At 66.5% G+C, this 18164-nt stretch carries 11 protein-coding genes and 2 pseudogenes; 5 read left to right on the plus strand and 8 right to left on the minus strand.

Features of this window, described 5'->3' with window-relative positions; genetic code table 11:
- The 3 genes and pseudogenes from ISS20_RS16660 to ISS20_RS16670 all read left to right on the plus strand — a co-directional run.
- Positions 1 to 190: pseudogene (locus ISS20_RS16660) on the plus strand (DUF4148 domain-containing protein); the annotation flags it as partial.
- A 238-nt stretch (positions 191 to 428) separates the two neighbouring features.
- Positions 429 to 833 (plus strand): hypothetical protein, encoded by a 405-nt coding sequence (locus ISS20_RS16665; protein WP_291438098.1) that lies wholly within the window; start codon positions 429 to 431, stop codon positions 831 to 833.
- Between the two features lie 47 nt (positions 834 to 880).
- Complete coding sequence (locus tag ISS20_RS16670; RefSeq protein WP_291438099.1) at positions 881 to 1966, plus strand: DUF72 domain-containing protein; 1086 nt, start codon at positions 881 to 883, stop codon at positions 1964 to 1966.
- 14 nt (positions 1967 to 1980) lie between these two features.
- Here ISS20_RS16670 and ISS20_RS16675 read toward each other — a convergent pair whose 3' ends face one another.
- Entirely contained in the window at positions 1981 to 3006 is a 1026-nt protein-coding gene (locus tag ISS20_RS16675) for a diguanylate cyclase (RefSeq protein ID WP_291438100.1), read from the minus strand.
- Between the two features lie 332 nt (positions 3007 to 3338).
- Between ISS20_RS16675 and ISS20_RS16680 the strand changes: the two genes are divergently transcribed.
- Together ISS20_RS16680 and ISS20_RS16685 are read left to right on the plus strand one after the other, a co-directional pair.
- The gene (locus ISS20_RS16680; protein WP_291438101.1) at positions 3339 to 4250 is read left to right on the plus strand and encodes a GGDEF domain-containing protein; all 912 of its coding nucleotides are present in this window, start codon (positions 3339 to 3341) and stop codon (positions 4248 to 4250) included.
- A 151-nt stretch (positions 4251 to 4401) separates the two neighbouring features.
- Positions 4402 to 5076, plus strand: coding sequence for a BON domain-containing protein (locus ISS20_RS16685; protein WP_291438102.1), 675 nt, complete (start codon positions 4402 to 4404; stop codon positions 5074 to 5076).
- A 79-nt stretch (positions 5077 to 5155) separates the two neighbouring features.
- Here ISS20_RS16685 and ISS20_RS16690 read toward each other — a convergent pair whose 3' ends face one another.
- From ISS20_RS16690 to ISS20_RS16720, 7 genes and pseudogenes are all read right to left on the minus strand, one after another.
- Positions 5156 to 5863, minus strand: coding sequence for a Crp/Fnr family transcriptional regulator (locus tag ISS20_RS16690; RefSeq protein ID WP_291438103.1), 708 nt, complete (start codon positions 5861 to 5863; stop codon positions 5156 to 5158).
- A 210-nt stretch (positions 5864 to 6073) separates the two neighbouring features.
- Positions 6074 to 6748: a Crp/Fnr family transcriptional regulator gene (locus ISS20_RS16695; RefSeq protein ID WP_366828378.1), complete on the minus strand. Its 675-nt coding sequence runs from the start codon at positions 6746 to 6748 to the stop codon at positions 6074 to 6076.
- 164 nt (positions 6749 to 6912) lie between these two features.
- Positions 6913 to 15591: a glucoamylase family protein gene (locus ISS20_RS16700; protein ID WP_291438108.1), complete on the minus strand. Its 8679-nt coding sequence runs from the start codon at positions 15589 to 15591 to the stop codon at positions 6913 to 6915.
- Between the two features lie 59 nt (positions 15592 to 15650).
- Positions 15651 to 15893, minus strand: coding sequence for a hypothetical protein (locus tag ISS20_RS16705; RefSeq protein WP_291438104.1), 243 nt, complete (start codon positions 15891 to 15893; stop codon positions 15651 to 15653).
- Between the two features lie 158 nt (positions 15894 to 16051).
- Positions 16052 to 16636 carry a methylated-DNA--[protein]-cysteine S-methyltransferase gene (locus tag ISS20_RS16710; RefSeq protein ID WP_291438105.1) on the minus strand — a complete coding sequence of 195 codons (585 nt, stop codon included), beginning with the start codon at positions 16634 to 16636 and terminating at the stop codon, positions 16052 to 16054.
- A 50-nt stretch (positions 16637 to 16686) separates the two neighbouring features.
- On the minus strand, positions 16687 to 17592 hold the full coding sequence (locus tag ISS20_RS16715; protein ID WP_291438106.1) for an SDR family oxidoreductase: 906 nt from the start codon (positions 17590 to 17592) through the stop codon (positions 16687 to 16689).
- Between the two features lie 148 nt (positions 17593 to 17740).
- Positions 17741 to 18164 (minus strand): annotated as a pseudogene (locus ISS20_RS16720) (glutathione S-transferase family protein); the annotation flags it as partial.

Genomic DNA, 18164 nt, shown 5'->3' on the forward strand with positions numbered 1-18164 from the left:
CGACACGAACCGCACCCGCGCTGAAGTGGCTGCTGAAGCCGCTACCGTGGCACAAACACGCTCCATCGAGCCCGCAGGTTCGCGCGTGGTGACCTACAAGTCCACCGCTGACCGCGCTGCCGTGCGTGCACAGGCTGCCGAAGCCGTGCGCACCGGCCAGATCCCTTCGGGCGAATTCAGCGCCATGTAATTTGGCAGACCAACTGCTTGGGTTGGTTTGAAGCAGTTGCGGGACTTCTCATGGTGGTGGCACTTCGCATTTGCGGGTGCTGCTGTCATGGGGAGTGTTAACTGAACCGCAGGGGCGGGCAGGCAAAAAGGGCTCCCTTTGGGAGCCCTTTTTGTTTGGGGCCACGCGGCCATACCAGCGGCTGCGTGCAAGGCGCTTTCAGCCCTTCATAAAATGAAGGACCATTCGCCACCGCTCCATGTCCCTCCCACCCTTCCCCATTCGTGCCGAATGCCCCCCGGGCACCTGTGTGTGCGACCGGGATGCACTGCTTCAGGCGCCAGGTGGCGACCTGCGCATCCTGATGCTCACGCGAGCCGAAGAAAAGAAGATGCTGGAGCGCCTGGAAAACCTGGGCAGCCTGGCCGACCTGCGCAGGATGCAGGAACGCATGGAGCAGCAGCTGGGCATCCGCCTGTCCATCACACAAAGCCCGCACGAGGTGCGCAGCCTGCGGGGCATTGCGATCCTCGTGCACGAACAGCCAGGCCTCTGCCGCAAGACACGGCAGGCCATTCCAGCTGCCATCAAGAAGAGCATGGACGCCCAACCCCAGATCACGTTTGACCTGCTGGACGAGAGCGGGCTGTTTGGCGGCTACTAGCGCCCCCCTGCCCTGCCGCACTGCTCCAAGCCGTTCCAACACAGCGCATGCAAGACGATCTTTTTGGCGACACGCTGCCCAAGCCCCCATCGGCGGATGTGGCGGCCACCGTACGATCTGTTCCCTCATCTACGCGAAACGCTGAGCCCGCCGCGCGGCGCACCCGGTCTGGCACGGTGGCACTCATTGTTCCGGACGATGCGTTGAAAGCCCTGGCCGCTGCTCTGCCCCCAAGGCTGCGCCTGGGTACCTCGTCGTGGACCTACCCCGGCTGGAAAGGACTGGTGTGGGAGGGCGAGCATTCCGACACACAGCTGTCCAAACAGGGGCTGGCCGTGTATGCCCAGCACCCGCTGATGCGCACGGTGAGTATCGACCGCAGCTTCTACCGGCCGCTGACGGTAAGCCAGTACGAGCGCTATGCGTCGCAAGTGCCCGACGACTTCCGGTTTGTGGTCAAGGCGCCCAGTGTGGTGACGGATGCGCTGGTGCGCAGCGAAGACGGCCGGGGCCGTGAGCCCAACCCGGCGTTTCTGAGCCCTGAGCTGGCCTGCAGCGAATGTGTGGAGCCCGCACTGCAGGGCCTGGGCCACAAGCTCGGTGCGCTGGTGTTCCAGCTCAGCCCCTTGCCGCTGACACAGCTTGACCGCCTGCCCACCTTGCTGGATCGCCTGCGCGCCATGCTACTCGTCCTGCCCCCTTTGGCACCGCTGGCACCCGACGGCGTGATTGCCGTAGAGGTGCGCGACCCCGAGTGGCTGACACCCGACTTTGCAGCCGTGCTGCGTGAAGCGGGCGCCACCTATTGCCTGGGGCTGCATGCCAAGATGCCCCCGCTCCAGGACCAGTTGCCCATGCTGCGTGCGCTGTGGCCTGGCCCGCTGGTGTGCCGCTGGAACCTCAACCCTGTGCACGGCCCCTATGGCTACGAAGACGCTGAGCGGATGTACGAGCCCTACAACCAACTGCACCACCCGGATCTGGACACCCGGGCGGCGCTGGCAGCGGTGATCGCGGGCATCACGGGCCGAGGACAGAACGCCTTCTTAACCATCAGCAACCATGCTGAAGGCTGCGCGCCGCTCACGGTGCGAGGCTTGGCGGAAGAAATCGCTAAGCAAGCGACGGTGTAACACCGCCACCGGAACTACAACTCCAGCGCCTGCTCAATGCGGTTGCGCCCGCCTTGCTTGGCGCGGTACATCGCGCGGTCTGCGCGCCGCACCAGTTCTTCGGCCAGTTGCTCACGCTGCGGCGCCATGGTGGCCACACCGAAGCTCACCGTCACGATGCCCCATGGAGCGCCCTCGTGCGGCAGCGCTAGCGCATGGATGGCCTGCTGAATGTATTGGGCCATCTGCAGCGCTGCGGATGCATCGGCACCAGGCAGCAGCACCACAAACTCCTCACCACCAAAACGAGCCACCACGTCGCCATCACGGCGCCCACCGGTTTGGGCCAGGGTCAAGGCCAAGGACTTGAGGCAAGCGTCGCCCGCCAGATGGCCGTAGTGGTCATTGAAGTGCTTGAACACGTCCACGTCCAGCATGATCAAGGACACCGGAGAATGAGCCCGCTGAGCGCGCGCCCATTCGTGCGCCAGGGTCTGATCGAAGTGGCGGCGGTTGGCAATGCCCGTGAGGCCATCGGTGTTGCTGAGCAGTTGCAGCTGGTTGTTGGCCTGGGCCAGTGCATGGGTGCGTTCATCCACCAGCGCCTGCAGCTCCTGGTTGCGCTGCTGCAGACGGCTGACGGGGTACACCTCGCCGTCGCGCGCCAGTCCGTACGGGATGGAGATGCCGCTGTGCGCAATCTTCCAGTCTTCGGCCTCCTGCCGGAACACCAGCACCAGGCGCGCAGTCTCTCGGGCAAACAGCGGGTCGGAGTTGGGCAGGTGGATGTGAAAGAACGCCGTGACCGCCAGCACATCCACCCCCAGCTCCTGCGGGAAGAGGTCGAGCACCTCGATCTCGATGCGGCCGGGCACCTGCGCAAAATCGAGCAGTGTCACGTCCACCCACTCGTTGCGGGTCTTGATGAGCTTGTCGCTACTGCCGGCAAACCCGCTGAAATTCTCGCTGAACCGCTCCAGCAACCGTACATCGCGCCCGGCATACATCTCGATGTACTCGTCGAACAGCATGCGGATGAGCCGTTGGCGTTCTGGTGACATGCGACGGTTCCTTGGCGGGGACGGAAGGTGCGGGTACGACGGCCTGACGACACTGTGCAAAAGCGCTGCGCCCTAGGCAGCCAGCGCCCCAGTCAAATGTAACACTTGCAACACTGCCTGGGCCACCGCCGCGTGCCACATTTATGTGCGGTGCCAGACAGTGCGCGCACCGCTCAGCACGCAAACTCGCACACTGTCAGCAATCACCCGCTCAGGCGCCCAGGCAGGACCGCCTGAGGCTTGATCTGGTTAGGACAGACACACCGGTGCGGCGCCGGTGTTGTGACCCACCCCGCCCTCGCGCCGCAAGGCGGAAACACCTGAAGAAGCGTATGGACAGCAAGCAAAGACCATGGGTGTGGGGCAAGGGCTTGGCGGCTCCGTGGCCCACCGCAGAACAAGTGCAGCGATGGAAGCTGTGGCTGCGCGCACTGCCAGCACAGTGGGCAGAGGGCTCCAACACACAGCGCGGCAGGGTGTGGGTGGCGTCCCCGTCACATGCCAAGCAACGCCCTGCAGAGCCCAGTGTGAACACCTGCGTGGCGGCCATGCAGCAGATGCAGCAGGTGATAGCGCGTGAAGCCGCTGAACGCCGGGCCCTGGAGCGCACAGTGCAAGGCACCCAGGCGGCGCTGGCCCAGGCCCTGGCCGATCTGGACCGCGTGCGCAACGGCGAGCGCCAGGCGCGGCACCAGGCGCTGCACGACGAGTTGACCGACCTGCCCAACCGGCGCCATTTGCTGGAGCGCCTGGATGACCTGCTGGGCCAACGGCACCCCCTACAGCCCGGGCCGACGGTGCTGTTCATCGACCTGGACAACTTCAAGGCCGTGAACGATACACACGGCCACGGCGTGGGTGACGAGGTACTGCGCATCACAGCCGCCCGCCTGAGCGCTGCCGTGCGCCAGGGCGACCTGGTGGTGCGCCTGGGTGGCGATGAGTTTGCCTGCCTGCTGCTGGGCGTGTCGGACGCAGCGCCACTGCACCAGCTGTGCGCCAAGCTGCTGCATGCGGTGTGCTGCCCCATGAAGATAGCCCAACTGCAACTTCTGGTACGCCCCAGCATCGGGGTAGCCATCTGCCCCCAGCATGGCACGCAGGTGGACGCCCTGCTGGCCTGTGCCGACGCGGCCATGTATGCCGCCAAACGCGAGCGCTGCGGGTACGCGTTTGGGACAACGCTCAAGGCCATCAACGCCGTCAACACCAACAGCGCAGACCACTCCGAGCAGCCAGCCTGATCTGACACCTGTGGTCTGTCTTTCCGGCACGCAACAGATACTCACACACCGGTGGGTACGGTTACGAACAGACAGGCACAGCGCTGCAAGCGCACAGTGCAGACAACGGCCTCCGCCTGGGTGGCCGGGCTTTTCAAGGGACTGTTTCACCATGCGCCACCTGACATCCCACCCCACTCACCATGTGCTGCCCCGGAGCCTCTGCACGGTGCTGGTGGTGCTTACACTGCTGCCGCTGCTGGGCTGCAAGCGCAGCGACATGGTGACCCAGTGGGCGCCCGCCAGCCCCTCGCCAGTGGCTTACCTGGAAGACGGAGTGATCACCTCAAGGGTGCGGGCCGCGCTCATCCTCTCGCCAGTGGTCAACAGCTACAACATCAGCGTGGAATCGCACCAGGGCGTGGTGCTGCTCAGTGGCATGGCCGCAGACCCCACGCAGATTGACCTGGCCGTGTTTGTGGCGCAAACGGTACCCGGCGTGAATTCAGTGGACAGCTTCATGTTCTCGACCGGTGCAGCACCCGCGCTGGCGGTGCGCCAGGGCCACACCCCGGACCTGGCTGCGTTGCGCGCCAGGCAATTGCTGGATGCGCTACCCAGCCAGCTGTACCAGGAACCCCAGCCACCCCACCCCATTGCCGACGAGCCCTCCGACCCTGCTAGCGCGGTGTATGCCACCGCCGAGCCTGTTCCCCTCGCACAGGAGCCCGACCCTGCCACCGACACCCCTGCCCAAGGCATGCCGCGCCTGAGCCGCTGGGTGCGCCTGGCCCACAGCGTACTGGGCATTGGCAGCATCCAGGACGAGCTGCAGATCAAGCGCTGACCCGTGCGGCGCGACAGGTCCCACCTGGCTTGTCGCAGCGCGAGGCCCAGACGGAGGCCAGGGCCCACCACTCCACCCGTTATCGGCCGCCACGCGGCAACAACAGCCGCTGGTAGATCGCCTTGTCGGCCGCATAACAACTGCAGGCCTCAGCCTCCAAGGCCTTGCGGTTGAGCACGGTGAGTTCTCCCCGGTGGTAGGCGATAAGACCTGCATCCTGAAAATGCCCTGCCGCCTCGGTCACGCCCACGCGGCGCACGCCCAGCATCAGGGCCATGAATTCCTGGGTGACGTGAAAACACTCTGAATGCGATCGGTCCTGCATCATCAACAGCCAGCGCGCCAGGCGCGGCGCAATCTGGTGGTAGCGCTGGCATGCCGCCGCCAGCGTCTGCTGGTGCAGGCGCGCCAGCAGGCAGGCCTGGAGCAAGGCCTCCAATTCGGGAATCGCGTTGATCTGCGTGCGCAACTGTTTGGCGCCAATGCGCCAGCTGGACCCAGCCCCCTGCACCAGGGCCCGCCACGGCGTGGCCGCCAGGCCCAGGATCAGTTCCGAGCCCAGCATGGCCTCTGCCCCCACCATGCCCACCTCCAGCGGAGGGTGGCTGTCCACATCAATGACCAGCGACAAAAAACCTTCGGTCGGAAAATGTGCATGCGCCAGCGGTCGGCCCCGGGTGCTCAGTTCGGCCGACAGCACCAGTTCGAAAGGCTCGCAGTGCTGCAGGAAACGCTCGCGCGCCGCGGTCGGCAGTTGTTGCAGAAGGGTATTGTTTTTGTGTTGCATCGCGGGGCCTCGGGCTGCTGTCCGCACTGCAAGGGAGAGCAGCGCCAGGACCCCTGCGCAATGCCTTGCCTTGCGCAAGGTGTAGCCCAGTGTGGGCGGCTTTGTGCGGTATGACCGTCTGCCAGCGCACACAGGGTGCAGGCCATGTGCGCCCCCTTGCTCCGCAGAATCGGAGTTGGGCCAGTTCACACCGGCTGCCAGGTCGCGGCCTTAGCTAGCCATGACCATTGGCAGCAGTCGGTCGTATTCCTTCTTGACCACCTCATAGCACTCGCAGGTACGGCGCTCCAGCCCCGCGCGGTCCAGCACGTTGATGTGCCCGCGCGCATAGCTGATGAGCCCCGACCGCTGCAGCTTGAGTGCAGCCTCGGTCACGCCTTCGCGCCGCACACCCAGCATGTTGGCGATCAACTCTTGCGTCATGATCAACTGGCTGCTGGGCAGGCGGTCCAGGCTCAGCAGCAGCCAGCGGCACAGTTGCTGGTCCAGCGAGTGGTGTCGGTTGCACACGGCGGTTTGTGCCATCTGGGTGATGAGAGCCTGGGTATAGCGCAGCAACAGGTGCATGACCGGGCCTGCATGTTCAAACTCGGCCTTGATCACATCCGCACGCAACCGAAAACCCGTCCCCGCACTCTGTACCACCGCCCGGCTGGGCGTGGACCCCCCGCCCATGAAGATCGATATGCCTACCAGCCCCTCAAAGCCCACCACTGCAATCTCCGCAGACGCGCCGTCCTCCAGCACATAGAGCAGCGACACGATGGCGCTGGTGGGGAAGTACACATGCGGCATAGCCGCGCCCGACTCGTACAGCACCTGTCCCAACGCCAGCTCTACAGGTTCCAGCAATGGCAGCCAGCGCTGCAGATCTGGCTCAGGCAAGGCTGCCAGCAACTGGTTTTGAAGGGGAATATTGGAGCGTTTGATGGTGGCACCTTGGTGTATCGCGGTGCATGGCCCCTGCGGCCCTGCCTGCCGCCTGGACATGCCGCAAGTTTGTTGCAGCGCGCCGTACAAGGTCTGTACGGTATCGTACATACACACAATTACCAAATGACCGATGTCAAGGTGTGCTGCGAGTCCACAAGAGAGGCACTCTGCGCATCACCTGGACCAGGCAACGGAATCACAAAACACTGGGAATCGGGCCCGTCACCCCAGCGCAGCCGCTCGCCAATCTGCAACCATCGGGCGTCCGGTGGAACGTTCAACGGCAAGACCGCAGAGGCTCCTGTGGCAACGCGCACCAGCACAAACCGCAGCGTACGCCCTGTACGCACCAGCGTCAATTCCGCACCCGGCCAGTGTGACGGAAGGCACGGAGTGAAAAACAGCTCCCGCGCCCGCATCTGCAGCCCCAGAATGGACTCCACCGCTGCCCGGTGCAGCCAGCCCGCCGCGCCGGTGTACCAGCTCCAGCCGCCACGCCCCACATAGGGCGGCTGGCTGTAGATGTCGGCCGCCATCACATAGGGCTCGACGGCATACACCGGCCCCCAGATGGGGTGCTGGGCCCGGTGCGCCGGGCTCAGGTAGGTGAAATAGCGGTAGGGCACGTCAAATGCACCGGGGTGCGCAGGCTCCTGCAAGGCCAGTTCTGCAGCGGCCATCAAGGCCCAGACACCGCCATGGGCATACTGCCCGCCGTTCTCGCGTACGCCGGGCGGGTAGGCCTGGATATAGCCTGCGCTGGGTGCGGCGTGGCGCAGCGGGGGCGCCAGCAGCTGGATCAAGCCTGCTGCGGGGTTGACCAGGTGCGCCTCGACCGCATCCATCGCCTCGCGCTGCCGCTCTGGCGGAGCAGCGCCCGAGAGCACCGCCCAGGCCTGGGCGATGAGGTCAATCCGGCCCTCGTCCCGCGTGTGGCTGCCCAGAGCCGTGCCGTCATCAAAAAAGGCACGCTGGTACCAGTCGCCGTCCCATGCCTGGTTTTCCAATGCTGTGCGCCAGCCGGTCAATGCGGTGTCCCAGCGCTGCACGCGTTCCCCATCGCCTTGATCGCGGGCGATCGGGATCCAGTCAGCAACGATGGCACACAAGAACCACGCCAGCCACACCGATTCGCCGCGGCCACCATCGCCCACACGGTTCATGCCGTCGTTCCAATCACCGCCACCCATCAGCGGCAGGCCGTGCGTGCCAGTGCGCAGGCTGCGGTCGATGGTGCGGGCGGCATGCTCGTACACGCTGGCCATGGTGGCGCTGGCGCTGGGGGCCTCGTAGATGTCTTCCGCCCCTTCGGGAATCGCCGAGCCCTCAAGGAACGCCACCTGTTCCTCCAGCAGACTGTGGTCCGCAGTGCGTTCCAGATAGTGGGCGCAGGCAAAGGGCAGCCATAACAGGTCGTCCGAGAAATGCGTGCGCACCCCCGCACCGCCCGGCGTGTGCCACCAATGCTGCACGTCGCCCGCTGCAAACTGGCGCGATGCGCACAGCACAATCTGCGCACGCAAGGCGCCCGGCTGCGCCCAGGCCAGCGCCATGGCATCCTGCAACTGGTCGCGGTAGCCCGTGGCACCGCCGGCCTGGTAAAAGCCCGCTTTGGCAAACAGGCGTGAAGACACCGTCTGGTACAGCAGCCAGCGGTTGACCAGCACGTCGAACAGCGGGTCGGGCGTGGTCACCTGCGTCGCGCCCAGCAACAGATTCCATTGGTCGAGGGTCGCCTTCTCCCGCATGCGGGCCGCCACGGCCATGGCCTCGGCACCCAGCGTGCGTGCGGCAGCCTCGGTGGGGGCGTAACCCATCAGGTACACGCGCTCAAACGCCGCCCCGGCCCGCAAAGTCACCAAACGCGACAACGCTGCACAAGGGTCCAGCCCAAAACCGCTGCGCTGCCCCAGCTGCAGGGGCACCACCAGATCACCCTGCGCATCGAAAAACTCGCGGCGGTCGCAGGTCCAGTCCATGCTGTCGTTGACACGGTCGTCCGTACCCGGCCCGGCCGAGGCCTCGCAGAAAAAGGCTGTACCCCCGCCAAAGCCCGCAGCCGCCTCGTTCTGTGTGCACAGCAGGCCCAGCAAGCGGCCATCGGGCAGTGGTGCAAAACACGGGGCGGTGGACAGCGTGGCGCGGTCGCCGCGCTTTTCGCCCATCATCCACTCCACCATGCCGACCAGGCGCAAGTGCTCGCGCCGATTGCCCAGGTTGCGCACCTGCACAAACACCTGCTTGATGGCGGTGACGGGGTCCACACACCAGCGCACCTCCACCTCCAGTGCGCCTCTGCGGTGGCGGATGAGGGTGGTGCCCTGGGCGTGCTCCACGCGGTAAACCGCGTCGGCTGCACCCCAGGCCGAGGGCGTCAGGCTCCACACCTCGCGCGTGCGGCGGTCCTGCAACAACAGCCATTCGGCGGGCGGGTCAGCCACCGGGTCATTCGACCAGGCGGTGAGCTGGTTCAGGCGGCTGTTGAGCGCCCAGGTGTTGCCCGCGCCAGTTTCCGACACCATGGCCCCCAGCTGCGCATTGGCCAGCACATTGACCCAAGGTTTGGCAGGCCGCAGCGTTGCCGACACCTCAAACCCAAAGGTACCGGTCGCAGCTGCAAAACCGCCCACCGGCGCGAGCACCTGGGCGCTGCCCTGGTGCGTGGGTACTTCGTCCGTGGCACCGCCACGCCAAGGGCTGGCCATGGACACCCCATGGGCCGCCACCCAGGCCTTTACCTGGTGCATGAGGGCATGGCCATCGGCATGGAGGGTGATGCGGGCCAGGCTCGCCAAGGTGCCCAGCTGTGCAGCCGACAGCTCATCGAGCCGCAGCACCCGCAGGCTGGTCACCGCCGGGCCGGTGTGTGTGGCGAGGTCGGCATCGTGGTGTTCGCGCAGCAGCGTCAGCTCGCGCTGCAAGGGCATGTGGTACGAGTGCGATTCAGTGCTGAGCACCACCAGGTCGCAGGCCACGCCGCCATGCGCCCATTCGCGCAGCGCCTGGGCCAGCGTGCGCAGCAGGCCCATGCCCTGGGGCGATCCGGCCATCACCAGCACAATAGGCCGGTCACCCGACAGGCCCAGTTGCCACAGCGTGCGCCGGTCACACACGGGGCGGGCGGCCTGGGCTTCGGTCAGCACGCCCAGGTAGGTGGTGTGAACCTTGGGCAGGGTCAGCACAAGGGCCGTGGTCAGCGCCTGCAGCGCAGGTAGGTAGTCGCGGTGCGGGCGGTGCGACGCCCACTGGATGCTGGCCAATGTGGCCGACATGGCCGATGCCCGCTCCAGATAGCTGGGCTGGCGGTACTTGTCGATGATGGCCAGCAGCGTGGCCGGGTCTGGCGATGCCGCCGTGGCAAACGTGACACAGGCCTGCGCGCCGGGCGCAATGCGCAGCATCACGCCCATGGCGGCTACGGGGTCCAAGCCCGTGTCCAGCGTGGCGGGCACCTCCGGCACACAGTCCAGCATCGCCAACGGCTGGCCTGGCGTGTGGTTGCGCCCCAGCCAGAGCTGCCGGTCTGTCTGGCAACGCAGGCCCAGCACATGACCTTGGGTATCTGCCACAAAGTGCGCAGCCTGCAGGGTGGTCTCGGTCTGCAGGCGGGGGGTGCGCACAAACCGCAGGGCCTGCTGTGCAGGCAGCCAATCGGCGGCAATAAAAAGGTTGGAGAACGCGGGGTGCGCCTCGTCGGCCGCGTGGGTGGCCAGGGTGATGTCCAAGGCCGAGATCAGCTCCAGCTCGATCACCGCGTCGCCCAGGTTGCTCACCACCACCTTGCGCAGTTCGATATCGTCTTCCGGGCTCACCCACACCGTGGTGTGCACGCGCAACCCCGGCCACAGTGCATCAAAACACACGCGGTCGGTGTGGAAGATGCTGCCGTACACCGCTCGCGCGTCGGGAGCGGGGTGGCTGGTGACGGACACGGGCACGCTGGAGCCCATCTGCCGCACATACAGAAAGCTGCCATGTGCGTCCCGCAGCGCATCGTCGCGCCAGCGGGTGATACCCGTCTGGTGCCAGCGGCTCCACCCTGCCCCGTTGGCGCGCAGTGTGACGCTGTAGCGCCCGTTGCCCAGCAGGTGTGTCGGCTCCAGCGCGTGGGCACCCGGGGTGACAGAGCGCACATGGTCCGGCGTTTTTTGCTGGCGCGCATGCAGCGGCAGACGCGGCGGTGTCGCCTGCAAGGTGGGGAGCTCGCGCGGGGCGCGCTCCTGCAGCAACGGCAGTACGGCCTCGATGCGGGCATGCGCCGTGCCCCAGCGCTGGGCCACGCCGCTGAGCAGCACATTGGCCAGCGCCACGATGGTCATGCCCTGGTGGTGGGCCATGTAGGTGCTGACCAGGGTAAACCGCTCGCCGTGGGTCTGCCGTTCGGGCGTGAAGTCCAATGCCTCGTAGAAGCCGTAGCGCCCACGCGCCGACAGCGCTTCCAGGGTGCGGAAGTTGGCGCAGGCTGCGCGGGCATCCACCTGCGTGGCCAGCGCCGTGGCATAGGGCGCAATCACCATCTCGCCCACCGGCGTGCGGCGCAAGGCCAGGCGCGGCACACCCTGCGGCGCGTACTGGTACGCCAGGGTGTGGTCGCGCCCAGCATAGGCGCATTCAGAGATGCCCCAGGGCATATCTTTGCCCAACCCCTCCACCATCGCCACCTGCTCGCGCAGGGCCGACCGTCCGGCTTCGCCCAGTGCGCTGTGATACGGCTCAGCCATGACCAGCGTGGGCATCAGGTACTCGAACATCGAGCCCGACCACGAGCGCAGCACCGCATGGTGGCCGCTCGCGAAAAACGGCCGCCCCAGGGCCGCCCAGTGTTTCACCGGCAGGTCGCCCTTGGCCACAGCCAGGAGGCTGGTGGTGCGCGACTCGGACGCGAGCAGGTCATAAAACGAGGTGTCCAACTGCTGCTCGTCCACCCGGTAGCCAATGTGCAACAGGTGCCGCCGGGGGTGGTACAGAAACCGGAAGTCGGCCTGCCAGGCCAGGGCATCCAACGCCTCGGCCAGGGTCGTGAGGCGGCGCGTGGCCTCGGATGCGCCGCCGCTGTGTGCAGCTTGCTGGTCACGGTCCACCGACTGCAGCGTGGCCAGGTGGTCAGCCAGCAGCCACAGCAGTTCGTCATGCGCCGTGGGCGGGCTGTGCACGATGGCCGGGTGGCGTGGCTGGGCCATGCTGCGCAGCTCGTCCTGGGCCTGCGCCAGCAGCGCGCGAAACGCCGTGGCCTCGGGCAGGTGCGCGGGGTCGGGTGGGCGCATGCCCAACAGGCGGCTCAGCGCGGATGGGTGGTGCAACCCGCGCATGCCGGGGTGATGGATCCCCAGCCGGGGCTGCAGTCGCGCCAGCGAGGTGCGGATGGCCTGCTCGCCCGCCTGAGACGACAGTGGCTGCACCGCCAGCGCGCTGCAGGCCTGTGCCACAGCTACCAGGTGGGCGCAGAGGTTGCCACTGTCCACCGTGGACACATAACGTGGGTGCAGGGGCTGCAGGGTTTCGGTGTCGTACCAGTTCAGGAAGTGGCCCCGGTGCCGCTCCATGGCCTGCAGGGTCACGAGGGTGGCTTCGAGCCGGTCGAGCAGCTCCAGCGTGCCGATCCAGCCGAACCGGCGCGCGCAACTGGCGCTCAGCAGGTACAGCCCGATGTTGGTGGGCGAGGTACGGTGCGCCACCATTTCATACGGAGCGGTCTGCAGGTTGTCGGGCGGCAGGTGATGGCTGGAGGCATCTACACAGCGCTCGAACAAACGCCAAGTGTCACGCGCCACGCCGTGCAACAGGTCCTGGTCTTGTGCCGACAGTGTTGGGATGCCCCGTTCAGACGGAACGCGGTTGGCCAGCCACACCAGCAGCGGCGACAGCGCCCACAGCGCCAGCAGCGGCCCCACCAAAGTCCAAGGTGCCAAGGTTCCACCGGCCCACAGTGCCAGGCCACAGCCCACCGCCAGCAAGGGTGCCGCCTTGTGTCTGCGCAGCGTGGCCGCCAGGCCTGTGATCAGGCTGCTCTGTGCGGCCTCGGCCGTGGTCCACTCCAGCAGGTGCCAGCGGCTCACGGCCTGCCGGTGCACGGTGCGCACCACGGCATCGCCCAGCAGCAGCGCTTGCTGCGGCAGCAGGGCCAGGTGCCACACACCACTGGCCAGGGCCCTCAACAGGTCGCCCGATGCTTCGTGCACAAAACGCATGCCGACCAGCCCAAAACGGCTGGGCACCCAGCCCGCAAGTGCCCCCATCAAGGGCGCAGCCGCATAGGCCGCCACCACCAGTGCCAGCGTGCTGACCAAAGGCAGGCCCAGTCCCGCCAGGGCCAGCATCACCAGCACCAGCGATGCGGGCGCCACGAGCGAGCGGCGCAGGTTGTCCAGCAGCTTCCAGCGGTTGATGGGCGAAAGGCCCCAGCGCTGGGCCTGGGCCAGAAAGGGCCACAGCTGCCAATCGCCCCGGGTCCAGCGGTGCAGGCGGGCGGCTGCGGTATCGCTGTGTTCGGGCTCCGCCTCCACCAGCGTCACATCGCTGACCACGGCGCAGCGTGCCAGCGCACCTTCGAGCAGGTCGTGGCTCAGCACCTGGTCGGCGGGAAGGCGCCCGCCCAGCACGGCGTGCACGGTGGCCACATGCAGCAGGCCCTTGCCGGTGAAGCTGCCTTCGGCAAAAAAATCCTGGTACACGTCAGATGTCATGGCGCTGTAAGGGTCCAGCCCCTGCTGGCCCGCAAACAGCCACTGCCACAACGAGGTGGTGGCATGCGTGGGCAGTGGCGCAAGCACCCGGGGCTGCAGGATGCCGTAGCCCTGCACCACACGCTGGCTTGTGGCATCCAGGCGGGGCTGGTTTTCGGGGTGTTCGGCCACGCCCACCAGGCTGCGCAGACGGCCCGGGGGCAGTTGCGTATCACTGTCAAGGGTGAGCACATAGCGGGTCTGCAGTGCCAGGCATGAGAGTTCGCCCAGGTCGATGAAGGCGCCGGATACTCCGGTGGCGAGTGCTGCCACCAGCTGTTCGAGCTTGCCGCGCTTGCGCTCCCACCCAATCCACTGCTGCTGCGTGGGGCTGTAGGTGCGCGCGCGGTGCAGCAGCACAAAACGCGGTGTACCGCCCGTGGTGGGCGGGTGCTGCGCATTCAGGGCCAACATCAAGCCCTCGGCGTGGGCCAGCAGCGCGCCGTCTTCGGGCAGGTCTTGCACATCGGCATCCACACCGTCGGTCAGTAGCGCAAACTGCGCACAGGGCTCGGGGCTGGCCAGGTAATGCAGGTGCAGGCGGTGCACCAGCCGGTCGATGGTGCCGGTGCTGCTGAGCAGGGCCGGGATCGCCACCAAAACGCGTGCCGATACCGGAATGCCCGCTGGCAGCAGGTAGCGGGGCATGTAGGTGGGACGGACGGATTCGCCAATGAGCCGGTTCACCACGGCCACCACGATCTCGGACACGGGCAGCAGCAACAAGGCGGCGACCAGCGCCAGGCCCGCAAGATGGGCTGCGCTGGTATCGGGCCCCGCCTGCACACCCCACAGGGGCGCCATCAGCCAGGCCAGCAGGCCGAGCGAGCCCAGCAGCAAGGCGCCCAGGTACAACGGCACGCGCGACAGACCCACCGCGGAACGCCACAGGGACAACAAATCGGCGGCATGTCGGCGCACACCCAGGGCATGCTCCAGCTGGCCGCGCCCGGCGCCTTGCAGCCAATAACCTGCCAACGCCTGTTCAGCCCCAGGCCCATCCTGAAGCTCACGGTCTGCGCCCGACATCAGCAACAGCAGCGTCTGCGCCACCGCGGCCTCGCCCTGCCCGCTGCGGGCTGACAGGTTTTCAATGCCGTGCAAGGTGGTGTTGCGGGTGGACTCGTCCTCGGCCGCAAACACGGGCGACTGCAGCATGGCGCGCAGCACCAGGCTGGTCTGGCTGATGATGTCGGACCAGTCGGCAGCGCCCACCCGCCGCAGTGCGGTAACGGCATTGCCCATGCTCAGCTGGTCGGCTGCCTGGTTAATCTGTTGCTGGGCCTGCAACGCCACCAGGTCGGGCACCGCGGACAACAACCACTGCTGTACGGGCGTTGGCGTGCCTGCAGCGGCATGCCCGCCCACCACGCCGCGCCCCATCATCGACTGCGCCAGGTGGGCCAGGAACACCGGGGCCACGCCACGCTGCTCCATGGCTGCGCAGGCGGCATCCAGCGTCAACACGTTCAGGTCCTTGCTGCGGGCGGCGCACAGGCTGGCCAGCTCCTGCGCGGCCTTGTGGCTGGCCAGGCGCTCGGCCAGGCGGCGCAGGTTTTCGATGAGTACCACGCGCAGCGTGGTGGGCAACGCCCACAGCTCGCCCTGGCTCAGCTCGCGGGTCTCCTGGTATGCGTTCAGGTACTGCACGAGCAGCGATTCATCGAACGCACTGTCGGTATGGGCCACAAACGACCAGGCCACACCGTACACACGCGGCAGGCCCACCAGCGGAGCGTCTTTGAGCACGGGCAGCGAGCGGTAGTAACGCGGCGGCAGCCCGGCCCGGATCTCCTTGAGCTGGCTTTCGATCAAATGGAAGTTGTCAAACAGCCATTCAGCGGCGGGGCTGATGGCATGCTCATCGTGCGGCGCGTCAAACAGGTAGCGGTACGCGGCCCGCAGCGCGCGGATATTGCTCTGCAGGCGCGGGTAGAACGTGGTGCGGCCAAAGGGCGCCTTGCCCGCATCGTGGGATGTGCCCAGGTGCCGGCCATGCTCTTCGAAGCGGGCCACACCAAACACTTCGGCCCGCAAGGGCTCCAGCACCGGGCCTGCCCGGGCATCGAGCATGCGGTCCAGCGCGGAAGGAACCCAGGGCCATGGTGTGCGTATGCCCATGTGCGCGCCCCCTACCGCAACAGCGATACGGCCCCCGCCAGCAACGTGACCAAGAGTGCAACGGTCACCACATGCTCGGCCACCAGGGCCTGCAGCCATGCAGCGCCGGCGAGCAACTGGTCCAGCGGCCCGCGCAAGGCGCCACAGTGCGCCAGATGTTCACCCAGGTGGGAAAGCTCCAGCAGCGATATGTCTGCTGGCTGTCCTACGCAAGACGTGTCCCACGCAGAGGCAAGGGTAGGTGGATGGGACATGGGCGGCTCCTGGTACACAAGTGAATGGCGCCACCGCATTGCGGCAGCGCTCTGATCCTCTTGTACAAGGGGCTGGGGCCGGGTGTCTGTGCGGTGTCGAACAAACCTCCCGCGCAGGCGTTTTCAAGGCGGTGGCAACAGGCCAGCAAAACCGGTAGTCACCAGTCAAACAGCGACGGGGTTCCGCCCGGACACGCGCCTTCGATCTGCAGCATGCGCAGCTTGGTCAACGCGCCGCCACCCGCCGAAAACCCGCCGGGCCGGTCGCCCGCCGCCAGCACGCGGTGGCATGGCACCACGGGCGCAAACGGGTTGTGGCCCAACGCCTGACCCACGGCACGCGCAGCACCTGGCTCGCCCAGCGCGGCGGCCATCTCGCCATAGGTCATGGTCTTGCCGGGCGGAATACGGCGGGCCAGTTCGTACACACGGGCTTGGAAGGGTGGCACGCTATTGAGCGCCAAAGGCACATCGCACAGGTCATCGTGCGCACCTTCGAGCAGAGCCACCACGCGCGCCGCCCAGAGGGCCACCTCGGGTGGCATCACACTTTCAGCAAGCTGCGGAAACCGGCACTGCATGCGGGCACGCGTCTGCAGCTCGCTTGCATCTTCCGGCAACTGCGCCCCCACCAACTGCGCCCCCTGCCACGCGATGCCACAGTGGCCGATGGCAGTGGGGAACAGCGCATAGCCGCTTGCGTGTTGGTGCGCTGAATCGATGGTGACCAGCTCAGCAACCATTTGCTATATTTTTAATAACCTTCAGCACATATATATCAAGCGCCTGGTGCTTATTCAGCCCTCAGAGCTGCCCGCAGCTGTGCACCCAGCTCGGGTTTGGCGGCAAACGGGTCTGTGGGGTTGCGGCCCATCATCACGTCTTCCATGCGCGTCTGCACCGAAGCCAGGGCCTTGGGGTGGCTGTAGATGTAGAACTGACCTTCTGCCGCTGCATCGAACACCTTCTGCGCCACTTCGGCCGCAGTTACCTTGCCGCTGCCCACGGCCTTGTCGCTCATGGCCTGGCCGATGAGCTGGCTCTTGGTGGGCTTTTCGACCGGCATGTCCTGCGGGCGGTTGCGGTGGCTCTGGCTGATGCCGGTGGGCACGAAAAATGGGCACAACACGCTGGCGCCGATCTGGTCGGTGACCAGCGACAGATCCTGGTACAGCGTCTCCGACAACGCCACCACCGCGTGTTTGCTCACGTTGTAGATGCCCATGTTGGGCGCATTGAGCAGCCCCGCCATGCTGGCGGTGTTGACGATGTGGCCGCGCCAGGCGGGGTCGGCCTTGGCTGCTGCCAGCATCATGGGCGTGAACAGGCGCACACCGTGCACCACGCCCCACAGGTTCACGCCCAGCACCCACTCCCAGTCCTTGACCGAGTTCTCCCACACCAGGCCGCCCGCGCCAACGCCCGCGTTGTTGAACACCAGGTGCGGGGCGCCGAAGCGCTGCTCCACATCGGCAGCCAGTTGTTCCATTTGTGCAGCGTTGGATACATCCACCTTGCGGGCCAGCACCTGGCTACCTGCAGCCTGCATCTCGGCCGCAGCGGCGTCGAGCGCGTCCTGCTGCACATCCACCAGCACCAGGTTCATGCCCAGTCGGGCGCCAATGCGCGCGCATTCCAGGCCAAAGCCCGAGCCTGCGCCGGTGAGGACGGCGGTTTTACCAGCAAAGTTGTCGATCATATTTTTTGTCTCCTAGGGATTGTCGATGGATGATGGGGTGCGATCATGAAACACGGGGCGGCTCTGATGCTGGCACACAGCTTCGACCAACGCCGCCCGAACGCGCAGAACGAATCGGGCGCGATGCGATAAAAAAGGCCGCTGTTGTTCAGGACGCCGTCGGCCGCAACACGTAGCCGATGCGGGGGAAGTGAACGTGCACCGTGCCCGCGCGCGGGTCGGTGCGCCGCAGCGTGTAGCGGGTGCGGGTGGCGGCAATCAGCTCGCCCTCGGTGGGCTCTGTGCCAAAGCTCTCGGCGGCAATCGTGACCTGGGTACCCAGCGGGATGCCGTGCTCGTCCTGGAACACGTCGTCGGTCAGCGGCAGCGGCTCCATGCCCGCGGCCACGGTGATGGCGTCGGCGGCGCTGAACTTCTCCATACGGCCGTGGCCCAGCGCAGCGATGCGGTCCATCCACTCCAGCACGGCGGGTGTGGCGGCAAAGATGTCGGCCATCACGGGCACGCACTGGCGCGTGAACCACAGCGGGTGGTAGGCCGCAAAGTCGGCCAGGCAAGGCTGGGCACCGAAC

This window comes from Acidovorax sp., assembly GCF_016783915.1.
Classification (GTDB): Bacteria; Pseudomonadota; Gammaproteobacteria; order Burkholderiales; family Burkholderiaceae_C; genus Acidovorax.

Excerpts from the sequence above, each read along its gene's own strand:
- ISS20_RS16665 (WP_291438098.1), top strand. The coding sequence starts at position 429 with ATGTCCCTCCCACCCTTCCCCATTCGTGCCGAATGCCCCCCGGGCACC.
- ISS20_RS16670 (WP_291438099.1), top strand. The coding sequence starts at position 881 with ATGCAAGACGATCTTTTTGGCGACACGCTGCCCAAGCCCCCATCGGCG.
- ISS20_RS16675 (WP_291438100.1), bottom strand. The coding sequence starts at position 3,006 with ATGTCACCAGAACGCCAACGGCTCATCCGCATGCTGTTCGACGAGTAC.
- ISS20_RS16680 (WP_291438101.1), top strand. The coding sequence starts at position 3,339 with ATGGACAGCAAGCAAAGACCATGGGTGTGGGGCAAGGGCTTGGCGGCT.
- ISS20_RS16685 (WP_291438102.1), top strand. The coding sequence starts at position 4,402 with ATGCGCCACCTGACATCCCACCCCACTCACCATGTGCTGCCCCGGAGC.
- ISS20_RS16690 (WP_291438103.1), bottom strand. The coding sequence starts at position 5,863 with ATGCAACACAAAAACAATACCCTTCTGCAACAACTGCCGACCGCGGCG.
- ISS20_RS16700 (WP_291438108.1), bottom strand. The coding sequence starts at position 15,591 with ATGCTCGATGCCCGGGCAGGCCCGGTGCTGGAGCCCTTGCGGGCCGAA.
- ISS20_RS16705 (WP_291438104.1), bottom strand. The coding sequence starts at position 15,893 with ATGTCCCATCCACCTACCCTTGCCTCTGCGTGGGACACGTCTTGCGTA.
- ISS20_RS16710 (WP_291438105.1), bottom strand. The coding sequence starts at position 16,636 with ATGGTTGCTGAGCTGGTCACCATCGATTCAGCGCACCAACACGCAAGC.
- ISS20_RS16715 (WP_291438106.1), bottom strand. The coding sequence starts at position 17,592 with ATGATCGACAACTTTGCTGGTAAAACCGCCGTCCTCACCGGCGCAGGC.